Source organism: Blastococcus sp. SYSU D00868 (assembly GCF_054050575.1).
The window spans coordinates 1-16930 of record NZ_JBJGZO010000020.1 but is presented as its reverse complement, the minus strand read 5'-3'; the positions used below and the strand labels follow the sequence as shown (position 1 = coordinate 16930).

Below are 16930 nucleotides of genomic sequence, written 5' to 3'. Positions count from 1 at the left end.
CGGACGGCGCGCGTGTCGACGGCGAGGGTAGTGGCCTCCTGGGTCAGCCGCGGGCGCAGGTGAGCAGCTCGGCGAGCGCCGCGGCGAAGGCCGGCCGGTCGGCGACGGCGGCCGGGAAGGGCACGCGCAGGTCGTAGTGGGAGGCGGGGCACTCGACCCGGAACAGCACGCCGAACCGGTCCACGCCCAGCAGGTGCACGCCGTCGTCCTCCCCGGCCCACAGCCGCACCCGGGCGCACAGCTCGGCCAGCGCCCCCGCGTGCTCGCCGAACAGCTCGACCTCGTCGGCGGCCAGCGGGTCGGGCCGGGCGCCGGCGAACTCCTCGGGGTCGATCGCGGTGCAGCTGCCGCCCTCCTCCAGCAGCACCTCGGCCACCTCGAGGCGGAGCAGGGTCGCGGTCAGGCCCACGTCGAGCAGCACGTCGGCCGGGCAGGCCTCGGCGAAGTCCAGCACCAGGGCCGGCTCCTCGGCCGGCGCGACCGGCGTCAGCCAGCCCACCAGCTCCAGCCGGCCGCGCAACGGGTCGCGCAGCGGCAGCGGGGAGCGGCGGGTGACGGTGAGCCGGGCCGGCAGGTCACCCAGCGGGGACCGGCGGACGGCGGCCGCCAGTCCGCCGGACCGCGGCACCACGAGCAGCACGTCGCCGGCCGCGGTGGTCGTCGCGGCCAGCAGCGGCGCCGTCCCCTCGCCGAGCGTGTGCACCCAGGCCGCGGCGCAGGTGGCCACCGTGCGGGCCCGCTCCGCGGCGCCGGGGGCGTCGGCGCCCCGCCGGGGAGTGCGGGTCGGTCGACGTGCGGTCATGGCTTCCCTCGCGACTCTCGTCCGGTAGTAAGGTGAGCCTAACCAAACCGGAGGTCCCGTGAACACACCTCGCCCCAAGATCCGGCTGAGCCGCCGGCTCGGGCTGCCGCTCACCCCCAAGGCCGTCCAGTACGTCGAGCGCCGGCCGTACCCGCCGGGCGAGCACGGCCGCAAGCGCAAGCAGCAGAGCGACTACTCGACGCGGCTGCTGGAGAAGCAGCGGCTGCGCGCGCAGTACGACGTCAGCGAGACGCAGCTGCGGCGGGCCTTCGACCGGGCGAGGCGCAGCGGCGGCAAGACCGGCGAGGCGCTGATCCAGGACCTCGAGTCGCGGCTGGACGCCACCGTGCTGCGGGCCGGCTTCGCCCGCACCATCTACCAGGCGCGCCAGTTCGTCAGCCACCAGCACGTGCTGGTCAACGGACGGCGGGTGGACCGGCCGTCGTACCGGCTCAGGCCCGGGGACTTCGTCTCCATCGCCGAGCGCTCCCGCACCAGGGAGCCGTTCCAGGTGGCCGCCTCCGGGGCGCACGCCACCGCACCGGCCTACCTCGAGGTCCGGCTGGCCGACCTCGTCTGCCGGGTCGAGCGGACGCCGGCCCGCGAGGAGGTCCCGGTGGTCTGCGAGGAGCAGCTCGTCGTGGAGTACTACTCCCGCTGACCGTCCCCGCACGTGCGGAGTCGCTCGAGCGCGGGAACCGCGCTCGAGCGACTCCGCTCGGCGATCCGGGTGTCAGCCGGAGAGCCGCACCACCCGCTGGATCAGCGACCGGCTGGGGAACCGGTCCGCGCGGATCTTGTCGAGCAGGATCTCGGCGTACTCCTGACGGCGCCACGGCGGCAGCAGCCGCTCGACGTCGTCCATCATCGTCGCCGACGGGAAGCGGTCGTTCTCGATCTTCTCCAGGAGGACGTCGACCACCTCCTCCCGCACGTCCAGGGTCACCGCCGCCTCCACGAGTGAGGCAGGGAGGCGGCGCTCGTCGGTCTGGGACACGGGTTCTCCTCTCTCAGCGAGCGCCGACCGGCTCCCGGCGACGGCGGCGGGCCGGTGGCGCGGGCTCCTCCTCGGGCTCCTCCTCGGTGGCCGCGACCTCGTCCTCGTAGCCGGTGTCGCCGTCGGCCTCCTCGTCCTCGTCCTCCTCCTCGTCCTCCTCGTCGTAGTCCTCGTCCTCGTCCTCGTCCTCGTCGTACCCCTCGTCCTCGTCCTCGGCGGACTCGTCGTAGTCCTCGTCCTCGGCGTACTCGTCACCGGCGTCCTCGTCGCCCGTGTCCTGGGTCTGCCCGGTGAGCTCCTCGGAGCCCTCGGACGCGTAGGACCGGCGCTCCTCCTCGCCCTCGTCCGGACCGCGGACGACCTCGCCGTCGCGGATCTCCCCGCGCCAGCTGCCCGTGGCCTCGTTGCGGAACATGACGAAGCGGCGGAAGTGCTTGAGGTCCAGCCGCGCGCGCCGGCCCTGGGCCCGCCAGATGTTGCCGGTCTTCTCGAACAGGCCCTTCGGGTAGTACTCCATGACCAGCAGGACCTGCGTGAGGTCGTCGGCCAGCGGGTGGAACGTGACGACGCCCTTGGTGGTCGCCTTGGCGCCCTCGGTGGTCCACACGATCCGCCGGTCGGGGATCTGCTCGGTGACCTTGGCCTGCCAGGAGCGCCGCGACTTGGCGACCTTGACCTTCCAGTTGCTGGTCACCTCGTCGGCCTGGTCGACCGACTCGACGCCCTTGGTGAAGCTGGCGAACTCCTGGAACTGGGTCCACTGGTCGTAGGCCACGTCGACGGGGACGCCGATGGTGATGTCCTCGATGATCGTGACGAACTTCTTGTTGCCCCCGCCGCCGCTCTTGCCGAAGGCGCTCTTCACCTTCTCCTTGATGCCGGCGCCGACGCCCGAGAACGCGGCCTTGACCGGGCTCTCGCCCTGGGCCACCTTCTCAACCGCCTTGGACACCGCAGCGGACTTGAAGCCGCCGCCCTCGGCCTTGTCCGTCAGCGACCCGGTGACGCCGGTCAGCTTGCCGCCGACCTTCTTCACCGCGTCGGCGCCACGGGCGCGCGCGTAGTCCTTGGCGGCCTCGCCGAGCTGGTGGACGGCGGGGTTGTTCCGCAGCGTGCTGAGCAGGCCGCCGCCTCCACCGGTGTCTCGGTTCTCCGTGCTGGTCATGCGCGGGCTCCTTCCTTGCGGGGACGGCGGGGTGCGCGGCTCGCGGGCTTCGCGCGGCGGGCGGGGGCGTCGCCGCCGTCCTCGCCGCCGCCTCCGTCGGTCTCGGCGCGGGCGGCGGCGCGCTTGGCCGGGGCCTTCTTCTTGCGGGGGCGATCGGGGACGTCGAGCGGCGTGGCCTCCTCCACCGGCTTGGCCTCCGGTCCGGGCTGCTCGGGTGCCCGCTTCCGCCGCCGGCGCGGCCGTTCCGGCTCCGGCGCGGCCTGGGCGGTGTCGGCCTCCTCCTCGGTGTCGCCCTCGGTGTCGCTGGTGTCCTCGGTGTCGCCGGTGTCCTCGTCGCCCTCCCGGTCCTCGGCCTCGGCCTCGGCCGCGGTGTCGTCCTCGTCCTCGAGGTCCTCGTCGGCCTCGTCCTCGATCTCGTCCTCGGCCGCGGTGTCGTCCTCGTCCTCGAGGTCCTCGCCCTCGTCGTCGAGGTCCTCGTCGGCCTCGGCCTCGTCCCCGGCGTCTTCCTCGTCCTCGAGGTCCTCGTCGGCCTCGTCGGTGTCCTCGTCGGTGTCCTCGTCGGTGTCCTCGTCGGTGTCCTCGTCCTCGAGGTCCTCGTCGGCCTCGGCCTCGTCCCCGGCGTCTTCCTCGTCCTCGAGGTCCTCGAGGTCCTCGTCGGCCTCGTCGGTGTCCTCGTCGGTGTCCTCGTCGGTGTCCTCGTCCTCGAGGTCCTCGTCGGCCTCGGCCTCGTCCCCGGCGTCCTCCTCGTCCTCGCCGGCCTCGGGCTCCGCGGCCGCGGTGTCGTCGGCCTCGTCGGTGTCCTGGTCCTCGGCCCCGCCGCTGTCCTCCTCGGTGTCCTCGTCCTCGTCGGCTCCGGCCGGGACCCGGCTGGTCACGCTGCCGGCGCCGCCGGCGAGCGCGGCGGCGCGCCCGTCGCCGTCCTGGCTCCGGGTGTCGTCGGCGCCCTCGGCGTCCTCTGCGCCCTCGGCGTCCTCGGACTCCTGTCGCCTGGCCTTCTTCCTGCCCTTCTTCCCCTTGCCGGTCAGCCGGCCGACGGCGTCGCCGACGCGGCCGACCGCCCCGCCCGCGGTCTCGGTGGCGGTGTCGGTGGCCTGGCCGGCGGCGTCCCCGGCGGTGTCGGCCGCCTGGCCCGCGGTGTCGGTGGCCTGGCCGGCGGCGTCCCCGGCGGTGTCGGCCGCCTGGCCCGCCGTGTCCGAGGCCTTCTCGGCGGCCTTCTGCACGCCCTCGGTGAGCGCCGCGGTGCGCTGCTCCAGCGCCTTGGTGAGGGCGGCGACCTGGGTCTCCCAGGTGGCCTGGGCGGCGGTCTTGCCGGCCTGCAGCACCGGGCCGCGGAGCTGGCCGAGCAGCTCCTTGCCCTCGGCGCTGTTGGCCAGCGCGACCAGGCTCTCGCGCAGCATGCGCTTGGGGTCCATGCCGCCTCGTGCGCCCGCGAGCCACATGGCGAACTTGAGGCCGGTCCGGCCCTTCTTGAACCGGCCGAGGAAGTACGCGCCGAGTGCGACGGCACCCAGCTTGAGCATGGCTGGGTTGGTCGGCATGTCCGATATCGAGGGAACGGCTGGTGTGTTGGGGCTCTCGGTCACTGCACTCCTCCTGCTGTGCCGGAGGGCTCGGGGCCCTGGCGTGGACTGCTGTCTCGGTCCTGCACCCCCGTGCTCACGAACGTGTCGTCACCACCCCCAGCGCGAGGCCGGGGCGGGTGACGCGGGCGCGGCCACCTGGTCCAGGAAGCTGTAGACCGGCAGCGGCCCGACGTACTCGACCGCCGCCCGGCCCTCGGCCGCCTCCCGCAGGTCGGCGACGGCGGCGTCGGCGTCGGGGAGCCGGTCGCGGCGCACGAGGTGGGCGGTGCGGTGTCGCTGCTCGTCCTCGTGCAGCACGGTGCTCGACTCGGCCACCGCGGTCAGCGGGGCCGTCCAGGCGGCGGCGAGGTCGGCGTGCTCCCCGGCCACCCGGAGGGCGACCGCCTCGCCGAGCGCCATCCGTTCCGCGGTGCCCGCGCCCCGCGCACGGCTGCGCTCGGCCAGGGCGAGCACGTCCGGGTCCCGGTGCGCGATCGCGGCGACCGTCGCGTCGACGTCGAACTCCAGGTCCAGGCGGAGCTCCACGAGGTCGGCGACGGCGTCCAGCCGCGCGGTGAGGTCGTCGGCGGCCGGCGCCAGCACCTCGGCCCGGACGGCGTCGTCGTCCGGCGCGACCGTGCCCAGGGCGAGCGGCAGCACCGGCACCTCGGCGACGAGCGCGACCAGCAGGTCCAGGTGCGCGACGGCGTCGTCCTCGGTGAGGTCGCCGGCCGGCGCCTCGGAGACGACCGCCGCCAGCCGGCCCTCGGCCACCGCGCGGGCCGACGGCCCCGGCACCCGGGCGAGCGCCCCGGCGTCGGGGGCGCGCAGCACGCCGTGGACGAGCAGCACGGCTCAGTCCCGCTGCTTCGCCCGGCGGGTGGCCGGGGCGCCGCGGTCCTCGCGCCGCCGGCTGCCGTTGCCGCTGCGGTCGTCGTCCTCGTCGTCGTCCCGGTTGCGGCCGGTGATCGAGCCGAGCACGTCGGACGCGGTCTCGCGGGCGCCGGACAGCGCGCCCTTGGTCTTGGCCTTGGACCCGCCCTGGGTGATCTCGCGCATGAGGCCGGGCAGCCCGGCGACCTGGTCCTGCGGCTGCAGGTCGAGCCGGTTCACGGCCTCGGCGAAGCGCAGGTAGGTGTCGACGCTGGCGATCACGATGCGCGCGTCGATGGTGAGCAGCTCGATGCCGACGAGCGCCACCCGGACGTAGGCGTCGATGACGATGCCCTTGTCCAGGACGACGTCGAGGACGTCGGCGAGGCTGCTGGGGCGGGGGGCGCGGTTGACGCTGGCCATGGTCATGGGGTCCTCCAGGTGGGGACGGCGGACGGTCGGACGAGGGCGTCCAGGTCGATGGGCAGGTACACGTCGTTCGGCTCCACGCCGAAGTGCTCGATCAGCTCGTCGAAGGTGACCTCCAGCTGCATCAGGGCCCGGCCGAGCCGCTCGATCTGCTCGGCGTCGAGGTCGCCGGCGTCGACCCGGCGCAGGGCCTGGCGCTCCACGACCTGCCGGACGACGTCCAGCAGGGTCACCACCAGGCGGCCCAGGCCGCGGCCGACGTCCTCGCCGGAGCCCTCCAGGCGGCGCGGGCCGCTCGCCGCCGGGCGCAGCGGGCCGGTCACGGGGTCGCCTCCCGGTCCGGGCCGCCGACCGAGGTCAGCAGCAGCCGCAGGTCCAGCCGGACCAGGTCGATGCCGGCCAGCCCGATGACGACGTCGCCGCCGACGTAGGCGCCGCGGGCGACCACCCGGTCGAGCAGCTCGACCAGGCTGGTGCCGCGGCGGTCCCCGCCGAGGATCCCGGGACGGTCACGCTCCACCGGGGCCTCCCTCCTCCAGGCTGGCGAAGGAGTACGGCGGCCACGGGCCGGTCAGCTCCACGCCGAGCCCGTGCGCGGCCTCCTCGGCCGCCAGCCGCTCGAGCGCGGCGGTGACCTCCGCCTCGCGGCCGGGCTCGACCAGGTAGGCGAGGTCCAGCAGCAGGGAGGAGCCGGGGGAGCCGCCGCGGCGCAGACTCGCGCGGGTGAGCGGCGCGAGCGCCTCCTCCACCCGCCGGCTGGCCCGCTCGGCGACCGCGCCGGCCTCCTCGGCCTCGGTGAGGGCCCGCCGCCGCTGGGCGAGGAACTCGGTGCCGCTCACCTCGCCGCCGGCGGCCGCGGGGGCGGGCTCGGCGAGGGTCCGCACCAGGCGGACGCCCCACTCCCGGGCGTCGCCGATCCGGTCGAGCTGCTCGCGGGCCGACGCGCCGTGGGTGCGCAGCAGCCGGCGGGCGGCGTCCTCGTCGGGCACGACCGTGCCGAACCGCAGCGGCAGCACCGGGCCGGCCGCGGCCGCCGCGGTGAGGACGGCGTCGTGGCCGCGGACGAGCGTGGCCAGCGGCCCCGTCTCGCTCAGGTCGTCCTGGTCCACCCGCAGGCGGGCCGGCTCGACCGAACTCACCAGCAGGGCGAGGTCGCCGTCGGCCACGCGGGTCAGCCGCTCGCCGCCGGCCAGCGGCTCCGCGTCCGGCACGGGGGAGCCGGCGGGGGTGATCGCGTAGGCGTACAGGGCCGTCGTGGGCGCAGCGGCCGGGGCCGGCCCGGACCGTGCGGGCTCCACGGACTCGGTCGGGATCGGCTCGGGACGGGCGGGCTCGGGACGGTCCGGCGCAGGGCGGGCCCGGCCGGACCGCGGGGTGGGCACGGCCGCCGGGGGCGCGGCCCCGGCGAGCGCCGCGGCGACCAGGGCGTCGGCCAGCCGGTCGGCGAGCCGGGTCGTCGCCAGCTCGCGCGCGCGGATCAGGGCGTCGGCGAGCACCTCGGGAGCCGCCGCCCGGACCAGCCCGGCGACCACGTCGTCCTCGGTCACGTGCGGTCCTCCGCTGCCGGCTGCCGCCCACCGGCCGGGAGACCGGCGCGACGCACCAGCTCCTCCAGCTCGGCCACGCGGTCCCGCAGGGCGCGCACCTCGTCGCCGTCCCCGGCCGGGACCTCCGCCTGCTGGCCGGAGAAGAACGGGTCGCGCGACCACCAGTCCAGGCCCATCTCGCGGGCGGTCTCGGCGGAGGAGACGAACAGGCGCAGCTTGAGCGTCAGCAGCTCGATGTCCAGGACGTTCACGACGATGTCCCCGGCGATCACGATCCCCTTGTCGAGGACGCGCTCGAGGACGTCGGCCAGCGAGTCCGGCTGGCGGCCCAGGGCACCGCCGCCGCCCCCGAGGCCGGGGGAGGAGACGCGGCGCAGCGCGGGTTCGTTGCTCACGAGGCGTCCACCGAGCCGCGCGTGAAGCGCCGCAGCCGCTCGTAGCCGGCCAGGTTGCCGGCGCCGTCCATGTCCACCCGGTAGGTGGCCATCACGCTGGTCGTGGAGGGGATCCGCTCCATCTCCACGACGTCGACGAGGACCGACCAGCCGTCGCCGTCGCGGCGGACGCCGGTCGCCCCGGCCGGGTCCAGGCCGGTGAGGTCGGCGAACTGCTCCAGAGCAGCCCGGACCGCACCGACGAGACCGCCGCCGTTCCCTCCGCGAGATCCGTTCTCGGACACGTCGTCATCCACTCGCTCGGCCGTACAGGTCGGGCCCCCGTGGAAGCCACGCGGTACCCGACCGGCCGTTCACCCAAACGGGTCGTGTGTGTGTCAGGAGCCGGGGAAACCGCCCCCGAGCAGCGCGTCTACCGGAGCGGTGTCACCCGGCCGGGTGACACCCGTGTGAGTCACCGGCCGGCCCGCGGGCGGTCCGCGCAGGGCACCTCAGGCGGCGGCGAGGAGGTCGGCGACCCCCGCCGAGAGGGTGGCCGCCGCGGCGGCGGCGTCGCCGAGGTAGCCGGCGACCATGGCGCCGTCGCGGAGCATCACGTAGCGCCGGCCGGCCTCCTCCGGCTGCGGGTGCCCGGCGGTGCGGAAGGCCCGGACGACGGTCTCGGCGAGCCAGGCGCGGTGCTCGGCGACGGCGCGGTGCACCGGGTCGACCGGGTCGGGGTGCTCGGCCGCGGCGTTGATGAACGCGCAGCCGCGGAAACCCGGCCGGCACAGCTGGTCGGCGATGGCCACGGTGAGCCGCTGCAGCTGGGCGACGGCGGCCGCGGGGTCGGCCGGCGGCCCGCCGACGTACTCGCGCACCGCGTCGTCCACCCGGCGCAGGTAGGCGACGACCAGGTCCTCCTTGCCGGGGAAGTGCCGGTAGAAGGTGGCCCGGGTGATGCCGGCGGCGCCCACGATGCGGTCGACCCCCACGGTGTGCAGCCCCTCGGCGTAGAAGAGCTCGGCGGCCGCAACCCCGAGCAGCTCTTCGCCGCCGGGTACGCCGCGTGCTTCCACTCGGCGCTGAGGCTGGTCGCCCGCCAGAAGGGCCTGCAGATCACCGAGTCGGCCGTCACCGCCGAGGTCGGCATCGGCGCGGACGACGCCGGGGGGTTCGGGCTGAGCGTCGCGCTGGAGGTCGAGCTGGGCGGCGTCGACCAGGCCGCCGCCGACGACCTCGTCGAGGCCGTCCACCGGGTGTGCCCCTACTCGAACGCCACGCGCGGCAACGTGCCGGTCACCCTGTCGGCCACGGTCGCCTGAGCGGCGCGCCGCCGGCGGGAACAGCCCCGCCGGCGGCGGCCTTGCCCCCGGGGACCGCGCCGTCGACCGAGGAGGAACCCGTGCGCCTGGACCTGGGCGGCCGCACCGCCGTCGTCACCGGCTCGTCGCAGGGCATCGGCCTGGCGATCGCCACCGGCCTGGCCCGCGCCGGCGCCGCCGTCGTCCTCACCGGCCGCGACGCCGGCCGGCTGGACGCCGCCGCGGCGGGTCTGCGCGCGGAGGTGGCGGACGCCGACGTGCGCACCGTCGCGGGGGACGTCACCACCGACGAGGGGACGGCGGCCCTGCTCGACGCCGCCCCCGCGGTCGACGTCCTCGTGAACAACCTCGGCGTCTTCGGCGCGCGGCCCGCCCTGGAGATCACCGACGACGAGTGGCGCCGCTACTTCGAGACGAACGTGCTCACCGCCGTCCGGCTGACCCGCGCGTACCTGCCGGGCATGCGCGAGCGGGGCTGGGGCCGGGTGCAGTACATCGCCAGCGACTCGGCCGTCGCGATCCCGGCCGAGATGGTCCACTACGGCGTCTCCAAGACCGCGCTGCTGGCGGTCTCCCGCGGCTTCGCCAAGGAGGCCGCGGGCTCCGGCGTCACCGTCAACTCGGTGATCGCCGGGCCGACGCACACCGGCGGCGTCGAGGACTTCGTGCGGTCGCTGGTCGGCGACGACCTCCCGTGGGACGAGGCGCAGCGCGAGTTCATGCTCCGGCACCGGCCCCACTCGCTGCTGCAGCGGCTGATCGAGCCGGAGGAGATCGCCAACATGTGCGTCTACCTCGCCTCTCCGCTGGCCTCGGCCACGACGGGCGGCGCGCTGCGGGTCGACGGCGGCTACGTCGACGCCATCCTCCCCTGACCTGCGCCGCCGTCCCACCGCGAGATCTGCACACTCGTCGCCATCAGCCGCCGACGGCGACGAGTGTGCAGATCTCGTCGCGCGTCAGGCCTTGACGATCGCCGCGACCGGGCCGCCGCCGGACGGGCCCTGGTGCACCGCGGCCACCGACACGAACACCGCCGGGTCGCCGGTCACCGACGCCGCGACGCCGCCGACGGTCGCCTTGATCTGCCGGTGCCAGAAGACGTCGGAGTCGTCGAGCATCGCGTTGCGCCGGCCGCGCACGTAGCCGGTCGGGTCGGCCTCGCACTTGAGGAAGACGTTGACCAGCCGGTCGCCGAGGTCGCTGACGTGCGGGCGCTCGGGCAGCTCGAGCCCGGCCTGGCGGATGGCGTCCCAGATACCGTCCTGGTCCAGGGCGTCCTTCATGACCGAGTGGCCGATCCGGTAGTCGCCGCCGTGCCCCCGGGCGTTGCCGACGACGACGATCTGCGCCCGGTCCAGCTCCACGCCCGACGAGCACGACGCGACCGCGCTGTACAGCGACAGGTCGCGCATGACCTGCTCCTGCTCCGGCATCTCGATCTCGCCGAGCGCGACCGCGATGCCGAGCGCGGTGGTGCCGTTGGAGAGGTCCATCGAGCCGTGCGGCTCGTCGTAGTAGGTGTCCTTGCCGCGGTTCTTGGCGTCGCGGATGGTCTCGATGGTCAGCAGCGGCGTCTTGGTCTGCACGTAGTGGACGTCGGCCGGGTCGGTGATCCCCGCGGCCTCCATCGCGCGCTTCACTCCCTCGGCGACCTTCTCCACCATGGAGATGCGGCCGATGTCCTCGGGCAGCAGCACGTCGCTCATCGCGTAGCCGACGGTCAGCCGCGGCTCGTCGGTCTTCTCCACGGCGTCCTCGGGCAGCGTGGCGAAGATCGTCGCGTGCGGGCTGATGACGCCGTCCGTCCCGCCCGACCACACGATCGGGATCTCGCCGACCTCCTCCTTGGAGCGGCTGCCCTTCTCCAGCAGCACCTCGCGGAAGGCCCGGTCGGCGATGATCCGCGTGTAGTCGTTGACGCCGCCGTTGCCCTCCGTCTTGCCGATCACGGCGACGACCCGGTCGGCCTCCATGACGCCCTCGTCGATGAGCTTGGCCAGCTCGGAGGCGTCGCTGACGTTGTGCAGGGGGACCTTGCGGACCTCGATCGGTGCGGGCATTCGCTCACTCTTCCTTCGTCGTCGGGATGTGGCCCTCCTGCGGGGACCCGCCGCGAGCCTGCGAGCGGTGGGGGGCAGGAGGGTCCTTCTGCAGGACGGTGCCGACGTCGTCCCCGGTGACGGCGTCGGTGATGTGCTCGAGCGAGGTGACGACGGCGCGCGCTCCGCCGCCGGTCACGAAGCGCAGGACGGCCTCCACCTTCGGGGCCATGCTGCCGCGGGCGAACTCGCCGGCCGCGGCGTGCGTGCGCAGCTCCGCGGGGGTGACCCGGCCCAGGGCGCGGGCCTGCGGCGTGCCGAAGCCGACCATGACGTTCGGGACGTCGGTGGCCAGGACGAGGGCGTCCGCGGCGACGTCGCGGGCCAGCACCGCGGCGGTCAGGTCCTTGTCGATGACCGCCTCGACGCCGCGCAGCGCGGGCCCGTCGTCAGCGACCGGGATCCCGCCGCCGCCCGCGCAGACGACGACGAACCCGGCCGCGGCCAGCGCGTGGATCGCCGGGGAGTCGACGACCGACAGCGGCTCCGGCGAGGCGACCACCCGGCGCCAGCCCCGCGGCCCGCGGTCCTCCCACGTCTGCCCGAGGGCGATGAACCGCTCGGCCTGCTCGCGGGGGAGGAACCGCCCGACCGGCTTGGTCGGGACGGCGAACCCCGGGTCCGCCGCGTCGACCAGCGTGCGGGTGACGAGGGCGGCGGTCCGCTGCGGCAGCCCGCGGGCGGCCAGCGCCGCGTCGAGCTCGTCGGCGAGGGTGAAGCCGATGGTCGCCTGGGTCTGCGCGACGTTCCAGTCCAGCGGCACCGGCGGCACCTCGTGCGCGGCCAGCTCGTTCTTGACCAGCAGGTTGCCCACCTGGGGGCCGTTGCCGTGGGTGACCACCACCTCGACACCGGCCGCCACGAGCTCCGCGACGTGCCCGGCCGCCACCGCGAGGGCGGCGCGCTGGGCGGCGGGGGTGGCCGAGCCGTCGGGCCCGGTCATGGCGTTGCCCCCGAGCGCGACCACGACGCGGCGGGGGAGGGTCACCCCGGCGACCCTAGCGAGGAGTTGCTTAGCGGTGAAGTACCTGGTGCCGATCGCCCCTGTCCGAGGGGCCGGCCGGACGGGGACGATCGGCAGCCTCCCCGAGGAGGCGCCCGTGCTGGTCCGCTTCGCCTTCGACACCCGCGCCACCCCCGACGAGGTCCTCGCCGCCCTCACCGACGCGAGCGATCGCCGGCTGGAGGTCTGGTCGAAGAGCCTGGACCCCGAGAAGTACGAGGTGCGGGAGCACGGCGAGGGGTGGGCCGTCCTGAAGGAGGGCAGCGCCGGCGTGAAGCTGTGGGTGCTGCTCCGCTACGAGTGGCCGACACCGGACCGCGTGACCTGGACGCTGCTCGACAGCGACCACTGCGACCACGGCACCGGCGAGATCCGGATCAGCCCGCGGGCCGGCGGCGGCAGCTCGGTCGCGGTGACGATGCGCCACTCCGGCGGCCGCGGGCTGCGCGGGAAGGGGGTGCTCCTGCTGCAGCGGGTGCTCGGCCCGATCGCCTTCCCGCGGATCTGGCGGGCGGCGCTGGACCGCGTCGCCGACGGCGGGCCGGTGGCGGGCTAGCGCCGCCAGAAGTCGAACGGGTCGCGGCCGGGCCGGAAGCCGGCCGCCTCGACGACGTCCACGGCCAGGTCGAACCGCTGGCCGACCGCGCCGGGCTGGTGCGCGTCGCTGCCGAAGGAGACCGCCTCGCCGCCCTCCTCGCGGAACCAGCGCACCTGGTCGGCGGAGGCCAGCGGGCTGCTGGTGTTCACCTCGAGCGCCCGGCCGGTCCCCGCCAGCGCGCGGAAGACCGCCCGGTACTCCTCCTCGTAGTCCTTCTCGACGAAGCGGGAGGTGCCGCCCGGCCAGTAGCGGCGGGGGAAGTCCACGTGCGCGAGCACCTGGAAGACGTCGCTGGACTCGACCATGTCGACGACCTCGGCGAGGTAGCGGCGCATGGTGCCGTCGGCGTCCTCCCACAGCAGGTGGCCGACGCCGTAGAGCCGGTCGCCCCGCGAGAGCGAGTGCAGCGAGCCCAGCACCCGGTCCACCGGCCCCCGGCGGAGGTGGGCGGCGACGCTGGCGGAGAACAGGTGCGGCTCGCCGGCCTCGACGCCGGACAGGATGCGCAGCCCGGGGAAGCGGTCGCGGACCTCCTCGAGCTCGGCGAAGTAGCCCTCGACGTCGATCTCGGCGTGCCGGGAGGCGTGCCGCTCGACGAGGCCCTCGTCGGTGGCGCGGTCGTCGGGGTCCCAGACGGTGAAGTCCAGGTGCTCGGTGAAGGCGATGGCAGGCAGCCCCAGCGCCACGGCCCGCTCGCAGGCGCGCGCCATCGTCGAGGTGGTCGCGGTGTCCCACGACCACCCGGTGTGGACGTGGTTGTCGGGCGGCGGCGTCTGGTCCTCACGGGGCGGCATCGCGCTCCATCCTCTCGCGTCGCCGTCCACAGCGGCGCCGCGGGATGTCCGCGGCGGTGCCTACTGTCGGGCGCATGACCACCGCCCTGCCGACGTCCGACACGGCCGCCGAGGCGCTGGAGGTGCTGCGCGAGCTCACCGGCCGGCCCGACGCGGAGTTCCGGGAGGGGCAGGACGCCGCGGTCGCCGCGCTGGTCGAGCGCTCCCAGCGGGCCCTGGTGGTGCAGCGCACCGGCTGGGGCAAGTCGGCCGTCTACTTCGTCTCCACGGCGCTGCTGCGCCGCCGCGGTGCCGGCCCGACCCTGCTGGTGAGCCCGCTGCTCGCGCTCATGCGCGACCAGGTGGCCGCGGCCGCGCGGGCCGGCATCAAGGCGGTCGAGATCTCCAGCGCCAACGCCACGGAGTGGGACGACGTCGCCGCCCGCCTGGCCGCCGACGACGTCGACGTGCTGCTGGTCTCCCCCGAGCGGCTCACCAACCCGCGCTTCCGCGAGGAGCAGCTGCCCGGCCTGGTCGCCCGCTGCGGCCTGCTGGTCGTCGACGAGGCGCACTGCGTCTCCGACTGGGGGCACGACTTCCGGCCCGACTACCGCCGCATCCGCGACCTGCTGGGCACGCTGCCGGCGGGCACCCCGGTGCTGGCCACCACCGCGACGGCGAACGAGCGGGTGGTGGACGACGTCGCCGAGCAGCTCGGCGCCGGCGGCGTGGAGGTGACCACCGTCCGCGGGCCGCTGGCGCGGGACTCGCTGCGCCTGGGGGTGCTCCGGCTGCCCACCGACCGCGCCCGGCTGGCCTGGCTCGCCGCGCACCTGGGCGACCTGCCGGGCAGCGGGATCGTCTACACGCTCACGGTCGCGGCCGCCGAGGAGACCGCGTCGCTGCTGCGCGACGCCGGGCACGAGGTGCGCGCCTACACCGGCCGGCTCGACGACGCCGACCGCAAGGACGCCGAGGAGGCGCTCCGGGAGAACCGGGTCAAGGCGCTCGTCGCGACCTCGGCGCTCGGCATGGGGTTCGACAAGCCCGACCTCGGCTTCGTCGTCCACCTGGGGGCGCCGTCGTCCCCGGTCAGCTACTACCAGCAGGTGGGGCGCGCCGGCCGCGCGGTGGAGCACGCCGACGTCCTGCTGCTGCCCGGCCCCGAGGACCTGGCGATCTGGCAGTGGTTCGCCACCTCCTCCATGCCGCGGGAGGACCACGCGGCCGCGGTGCTCACCGCGATGGCCGACGGCCAGGCCTGGTCGGTCGCCCGGCTGGAGACGGTGGCCGACGTCCGGCGGTCCCGGCTGGAGCTGCTGCTCAAGGTGCTGGCCGTCGACGGGGCGGTCGAGCGGGTGCAGGGCGGCTGGCGGTCCACCGGCCGGCCGTGGGTGTACGACGCCGACCGCTACGGCCGCGTCGCGCGCACCCGGGAGGCCGAGCAGCGGGCGATGATCGCCTACGCCCGGCCGGTCGACGAGGCGCAGTGCCGGATGGCGTTCCTGCAGGAGGCGCTCGACGACCCGACCGCCGCGCCCTGCGGCCGGTGCGACGTCTGTGCCGGCCCCTGGTACCCGACGGAGGTCCCGGCCGGGGCGGCCGAGGCGGCGTCGGCGGTGCTGGACCGGCCGGGGGTGGAGCTCCCCCCGCGGGCGCAGTGGCCGACCGGCGCGGACCGGCTCGGGGTGGCCGTGAAGGGCAAGATCGCGCCGGCCGAGCAGATGGACCCGGGCCGGGCCGTCGCCCGGCTCACCGACCTGGGCTGGGGTCAGCGGCTGCGCACCCTCCTCGGGGACGACGGCGTCGGCGGCACGGTGGTGCTCGACCTGGAGGAGCCGGGCATCGAGGAGGACCCGGACGCCGCCTTCGACGTCCCCGTGCGCCGGTCGGTGACCGACGTGCCGCCGGACGACGAGCTGCTCCGCGCGTGCGCCCGCGTGCTGGGGGCGTGGGACTGGGCCGAGCGGCCGGCCGCCGTCGTCGCCGTCCCCTCCCGCCGCCGGCCGCGGCTGGTGACCGGCCTCGCCGAGGGCCTGGCGCGGCTGGGCCGGCTGCCCTACCTGGGCGAGCTGTCCCCGGCGCAGGGCGGGCCGACCGGCGGACCGGGCGGCAACAGCGCCTTCCGGCTGGCCGGCGTGTGGCAGCGGATCGTCGTCGGGCCGGAGCTGCGGTCCCGCCTGGCCGACCTGGGATCGGTCCCGGTGCTGCTGGTCGACGACCTGGCGGACTCCCGGTGGACCATGACCGTCGCCGGCCGCGAGCTCCGGCAGGCCGGCGCCTCCCGGGTGCTGCCCTTCGCCCTGGCCCTGACCGCCTGACGCAGTTGTCCACAGCTTTTCGAACAGCTGTGCGAAAGTCCGGTAGCCTCCCCGCATGTCGCTCGCGCACCAGCCGTCGATGTGGGACCTGGCGGAGGTCCCCGCGCTGACGGCGCTCGCCGGCCGGGTGCAGCGCCGCCACCTGTCCCGGGGGGCGTGGGTGGACCACCTGCCGGGGTGGGTCTCCGGCTCCGAGGCGGTGCTCGAGGTGCTCCTCGGCGACATCGGCTGGCGGGCCGACCGGCGGCAGATGTACGAGCGCGAGGTCGACGTGCCGCGCCTGCTGCGCTGGTACGGCGGGGACGAGGAGCTCCCGCACCCGGTGCTCGCCGAGGCGCGGGCCGCGCTGAGCCGGCACTACGGCCCGGAGCTCGGCGAGCCCTTCGTCAGCGCCGGCATGTGCCTCTACCGCGACGGCCGGGACAGCGTCGCCTGGCACGGCGACCGGCTGGGCCGCGCGCGTTCGGCGGACACGATGGTCGCCATCGTCTCGTTCGGGTCGCCCCGGCCGCTGATGCTGCGGCCGGTGGGCGGCGGGGAGAGCCAGCGCTTCCCGGTCGGCCATGGAGACCTCGTGGTGATGGGCGGCTCCTGCCAGCGGACCTGGGAGCACTGCATCCCCAAGACCGCCAAGCCCGTCGGGCCGCGCGTGAGCGTGCAGTTCCGGCCGCGCGGCGTCCTCTGAGGGCGCCGCGCGCACAGCCCTCTGCTGCCCCCGCGAGGGACCGGCGGGAGCGTGGCGAGCGCCACGGGGGACCCCCCTGCACGGCCCCCCGGAGGTCGTGTACTGTCCTCTCTGCACCAAGCGAGAACGAGCCGGGCCGCCAGCCTGGCTAACCGCCGGAAGCGCCCCCCGAGGGCCCACTGTTGCGGAGCCTGGTGTACAGTGAGAACACCGCCTCGAACAAAAGCCCAAAAGGGCCCGAGTACGAGCGCGTCCGTTCCTTGAGAACTCAACAGCGTGCCGAAAGTCAGTGCCAAGTAATACCCCGGGTGCTGCGGATCTTCGGGTTCGTGGTGCTGGGATTCCTTTGGTTGATTGACATCGCGAGTGTCAGC

At 75.4% G+C, this 16930-nt stretch carries 21 protein-coding genes; 6 read left to right on the top strand and 15 right to left on the bottom strand.

What is annotated here, in order from left to right:
* Positions 1-43: 43 nt before the first annotated feature.
* Positions 44-802 carry a DUF2470 domain-containing protein gene (locus ACI79F_RS16505; RefSeq protein ID WP_456545300.1) on the bottom strand — a complete coding sequence of 253 codons (759 nt, stop codon included), beginning with the start codon at positions 800-802 and terminating at the stop codon, positions 44-46.
* A 58-nt stretch (positions 803-860) separates the two neighbouring features.
* On the opposite strand from ACI79F_RS16505, the gene rpsD reads away from it, so the two are divergent.
* A complete protein-coding gene (gene rpsD / locus ACI79F_RS16500) occupies positions 861-1463 on the top strand; it encodes a 30S ribosomal protein S4 (protein ID WP_456545299.1) in 603 nt (200 codons plus the stop codon).
* Between the two features lie 72 nt (positions 1464-1535).
* Here rpsD and ACI79F_RS16495 read toward each other — a convergent pair whose 3' ends face one another.
* The 11 genes from ACI79F_RS16495 to ACI79F_RS16445 all read right to left on the bottom strand — a co-directional run bounded on the left by ACI79F_RS16495 (position 1536) and on the right by ACI79F_RS16445 (position 8744).
* Positions 1536-1799, bottom strand: coding sequence for a hypothetical protein (locus ACI79F_RS16495; RefSeq protein WP_456545298.1), 264 nt, complete (start codon positions 1797-1799; stop codon positions 1536-1538).
* A gap of 13 nt (positions 1800-1812) precedes the next feature.
* Positions 1813-2964 (bottom strand): SRPBCC family protein, encoded by a 1152-nt coding sequence (locus ACI79F_RS16490; RefSeq protein WP_456545297.1) that lies wholly within the window; start codon positions 2962-2964, stop codon positions 1813-1815.
* Positions 2961-4502: a hypothetical protein gene (locus tag ACI79F_RS16485; RefSeq protein WP_456545296.1), complete on the bottom strand. Its 1542-nt coding sequence runs from the start codon at positions 4500-4502 to the stop codon at positions 2961-2963. The genes ACI79F_RS16490 and ACI79F_RS16485 overlap by 4 nt, the downstream gene beginning before the upstream one ends.
* Before the next feature lie 132 nt (positions 4503-4634).
* Positions 4635-5378 carry a GvpL/GvpF family gas vesicle protein gene (locus tag ACI79F_RS16480; protein ID WP_456545295.1) on the bottom strand — a complete coding sequence of 248 codons (744 nt, stop codon included), beginning with the start codon at positions 5376-5378 and terminating at the stop codon, positions 4635-4637.
* A gap of 3 nt (positions 5379-5381) precedes the next feature.
* Entirely contained in the window at positions 5382-5828 is a 447-nt protein-coding gene (locus ACI79F_RS16475; protein ID WP_456545294.1) for a gas vesicle structural protein GvpA, read from the bottom strand.
* Positions 5825-6151 carry a gas vesicle protein K gene (locus tag ACI79F_RS16470; RefSeq protein ID WP_456545293.1) on the bottom strand — a complete coding sequence of 109 codons (327 nt, stop codon included), beginning with the start codon at positions 6149-6151 and terminating at the stop codon, positions 5825-5827. Before ACI79F_RS16470 ends, ACI79F_RS16475 begins: the two co-directional genes overlap by 4 nt.
* The gene (gvpJ, locus tag ACI79F_RS16465; protein WP_456545292.1) at positions 6148-6348 is read right to left on the bottom strand and encodes a gas vesicle protein GvpJ; all 201 of its coding nucleotides are present in this window, start codon (positions 6346-6348) and stop codon (positions 6148-6150) included. The genes ACI79F_RS16470 and gvpJ overlap by 4 nt, the downstream gene beginning before the upstream one ends.
* Complete coding sequence (locus tag ACI79F_RS16460) at positions 6338-7375, bottom strand: GvpL/GvpF family gas vesicle protein (RefSeq protein ID WP_456545291.1); 1038 nt, start codon at positions 7373-7375, stop codon at positions 6338-6340. Before ACI79F_RS16460 ends, gvpJ begins: the two co-directional genes overlap by 11 nt.
* Positions 7372-7770 (bottom strand): gas vesicle protein, encoded by a 399-nt coding sequence (locus ACI79F_RS16455; RefSeq protein WP_456545290.1) that lies wholly within the window; start codon positions 7768-7770, stop codon positions 7372-7374. Before ACI79F_RS16455 ends, ACI79F_RS16460 begins: the two co-directional genes overlap by 4 nt.
* Positions 7767-8054, bottom strand: coding sequence for a gas vesicle protein GvpO (locus ACI79F_RS16450; RefSeq protein ID WP_456545289.1), 288 nt, complete (start codon positions 8052-8054; stop codon positions 7767-7769). The genes ACI79F_RS16455 and ACI79F_RS16450 overlap by 4 nt, the downstream gene beginning before the upstream one ends.
* A gap of 207 nt (positions 8055-8261) precedes the next feature.
* Complete coding sequence (locus ACI79F_RS16445) at positions 8262-8744, bottom strand: TetR/AcrR family transcriptional regulator (RefSeq protein WP_456545288.1); 483 nt, start codon at positions 8742-8744, stop codon at positions 8262-8264.
* A 3-nt stretch (positions 8745-8747) separates the two neighbouring features.
* Here ACI79F_RS16445 and ACI79F_RS16440 point away from each other — a divergent pair, with 3 nt between their 5' ends.
* Both ACI79F_RS16440 and ACI79F_RS16435 read left to right on the top strand, forming a co-directional pair.
* Positions 8748-9074 carry an Ohr family peroxiredoxin gene (locus ACI79F_RS16440; protein ID WP_456545287.1) on the top strand — a complete coding sequence of 109 codons (327 nt, stop codon included), beginning with the start codon at positions 8748-8750 and terminating at the stop codon, positions 9072-9074.
* An 80-nt stretch (positions 9075-9154) separates the two neighbouring features.
* Positions 9155-9949: an SDR family NAD(P)-dependent oxidoreductase gene (locus ACI79F_RS16435; RefSeq protein ID WP_456545286.1), complete on the top strand. Its 795-nt coding sequence runs from the start codon at positions 9155-9157 to the stop codon at positions 9947-9949.
* Positions 9950-10033: 84 nt separating this feature from the next.
* Here the strand turns inward: ACI79F_RS16435 and bar are convergent, their stop codons facing one another.
* Together bar and ACI79F_RS16425 are read right to left on the bottom strand one after the other, a co-directional pair.
* Positions 10034-11137 carry a barbiturase gene (bar, locus tag ACI79F_RS16430; RefSeq protein WP_456545285.1) on the bottom strand — a complete coding sequence of 368 codons (1104 nt, stop codon included), beginning with the start codon at positions 11135-11137 and terminating at the stop codon, positions 10034-10036.
* Positions 11138-11141: 4 nt separating this feature from the next.
* Entirely contained in the window at positions 11142-12164 is a 1023-nt protein-coding gene (locus tag ACI79F_RS16425) for a carbamate kinase (protein ID WP_456545284.1), read from the bottom strand.
* Positions 12165-12195: 31 nt separating this feature from the next.
* Between ACI79F_RS16425 and ACI79F_RS16420 the strand changes: the two genes are divergently transcribed.
* Positions 12196-12735 (top strand): hypothetical protein, encoded by a 540-nt coding sequence (locus ACI79F_RS16420; RefSeq protein WP_456545283.1) that lies wholly within the window; start codon positions 12196-12198, stop codon positions 12733-12735.
* Here ACI79F_RS16420 and ACI79F_RS16415 read toward each other — a convergent pair.
* Complete coding sequence (locus tag ACI79F_RS16415; protein ID WP_456545282.1) at positions 12732-13571, bottom strand: PHP domain-containing protein; 840 nt, start codon at positions 13569-13571, stop codon at positions 12732-12734. The genes ACI79F_RS16420 and ACI79F_RS16415 overlap by 4 nt on opposite strands.
* A 74-nt stretch (positions 13572-13645) precedes the next feature.
* Between ACI79F_RS16415 and ACI79F_RS16410 the strand changes: the two genes are divergently transcribed.
* Both ACI79F_RS16410 and ACI79F_RS16405 read left to right on the top strand, forming a co-directional pair.
* Positions 13646-15871, top strand: a complete 2226-nt coding sequence (locus ACI79F_RS16410; RefSeq protein ID WP_456545281.1) for a DEAD/DEAH box helicase — start codon at positions 13646-13648, stop codon at positions 15869-15871.
* 55 nt (positions 15872-15926) lie between these two features.
* Positions 15927-16556, top strand: a complete 630-nt coding sequence (locus ACI79F_RS16405; RefSeq protein ID WP_456545280.1) for an alpha-ketoglutarate-dependent dioxygenase AlkB — start codon at positions 15927-15929, stop codon at positions 16554-16556.
* Positions 16557-16930: the final 374 nt, after the last annotated feature.

Coding starts and splice junctions, on each gene's coding strand:
- ACI79F_RS16490 (WP_456545297.1), bottom strand. CDS start 2,964: ATGACCAGCACGGAGAACCGAGACACCGGTGGAGGCGGCGGCCTGCTC.
- ACI79F_RS16505 (WP_456545300.1), bottom strand. CDS start 802: ATGACCGCACGTCGACCGACCCGCACTCCCCGGCGGGGCGCCGACGCC.
- ACI79F_RS16410 (WP_456545281.1), top strand. CDS start 13,646: ATGACCACCGCCCTGCCGACGTCCGACACGGCCGCCGAGGCGCTGGAG.
- bar (WP_456545285.1), bottom strand. CDS start 11,137: ATGCCCGCACCGATCGAGGTCCGCAAGGTCCCCCTGCACAACGTCAGC.
- ACI79F_RS16475 (WP_456545294.1), bottom strand. CDS start 5,828: ATGACCATGGCCAGCGTCAACCGCGCCCCCCGCCCCAGCAGCCTCGCC.
- ACI79F_RS16415 (WP_456545282.1), bottom strand. CDS start 13,571: ATGCCGCCCCGTGAGGACCAGACGCCGCCGCCCGACAACCACGTCCAC.
- ACI79F_RS16485 (WP_456545296.1), bottom strand. CDS start 4,502: ATGCCGACCAACCCAGCCATGCTCAAGCTGGGTGCCGTCGCACTCGGC.
- ACI79F_RS16405 (WP_456545280.1), top strand. CDS start 15,927: ATGTCGCTCGCGCACCAGCCGTCGATGTGGGACCTGGCGGAGGTCCCC.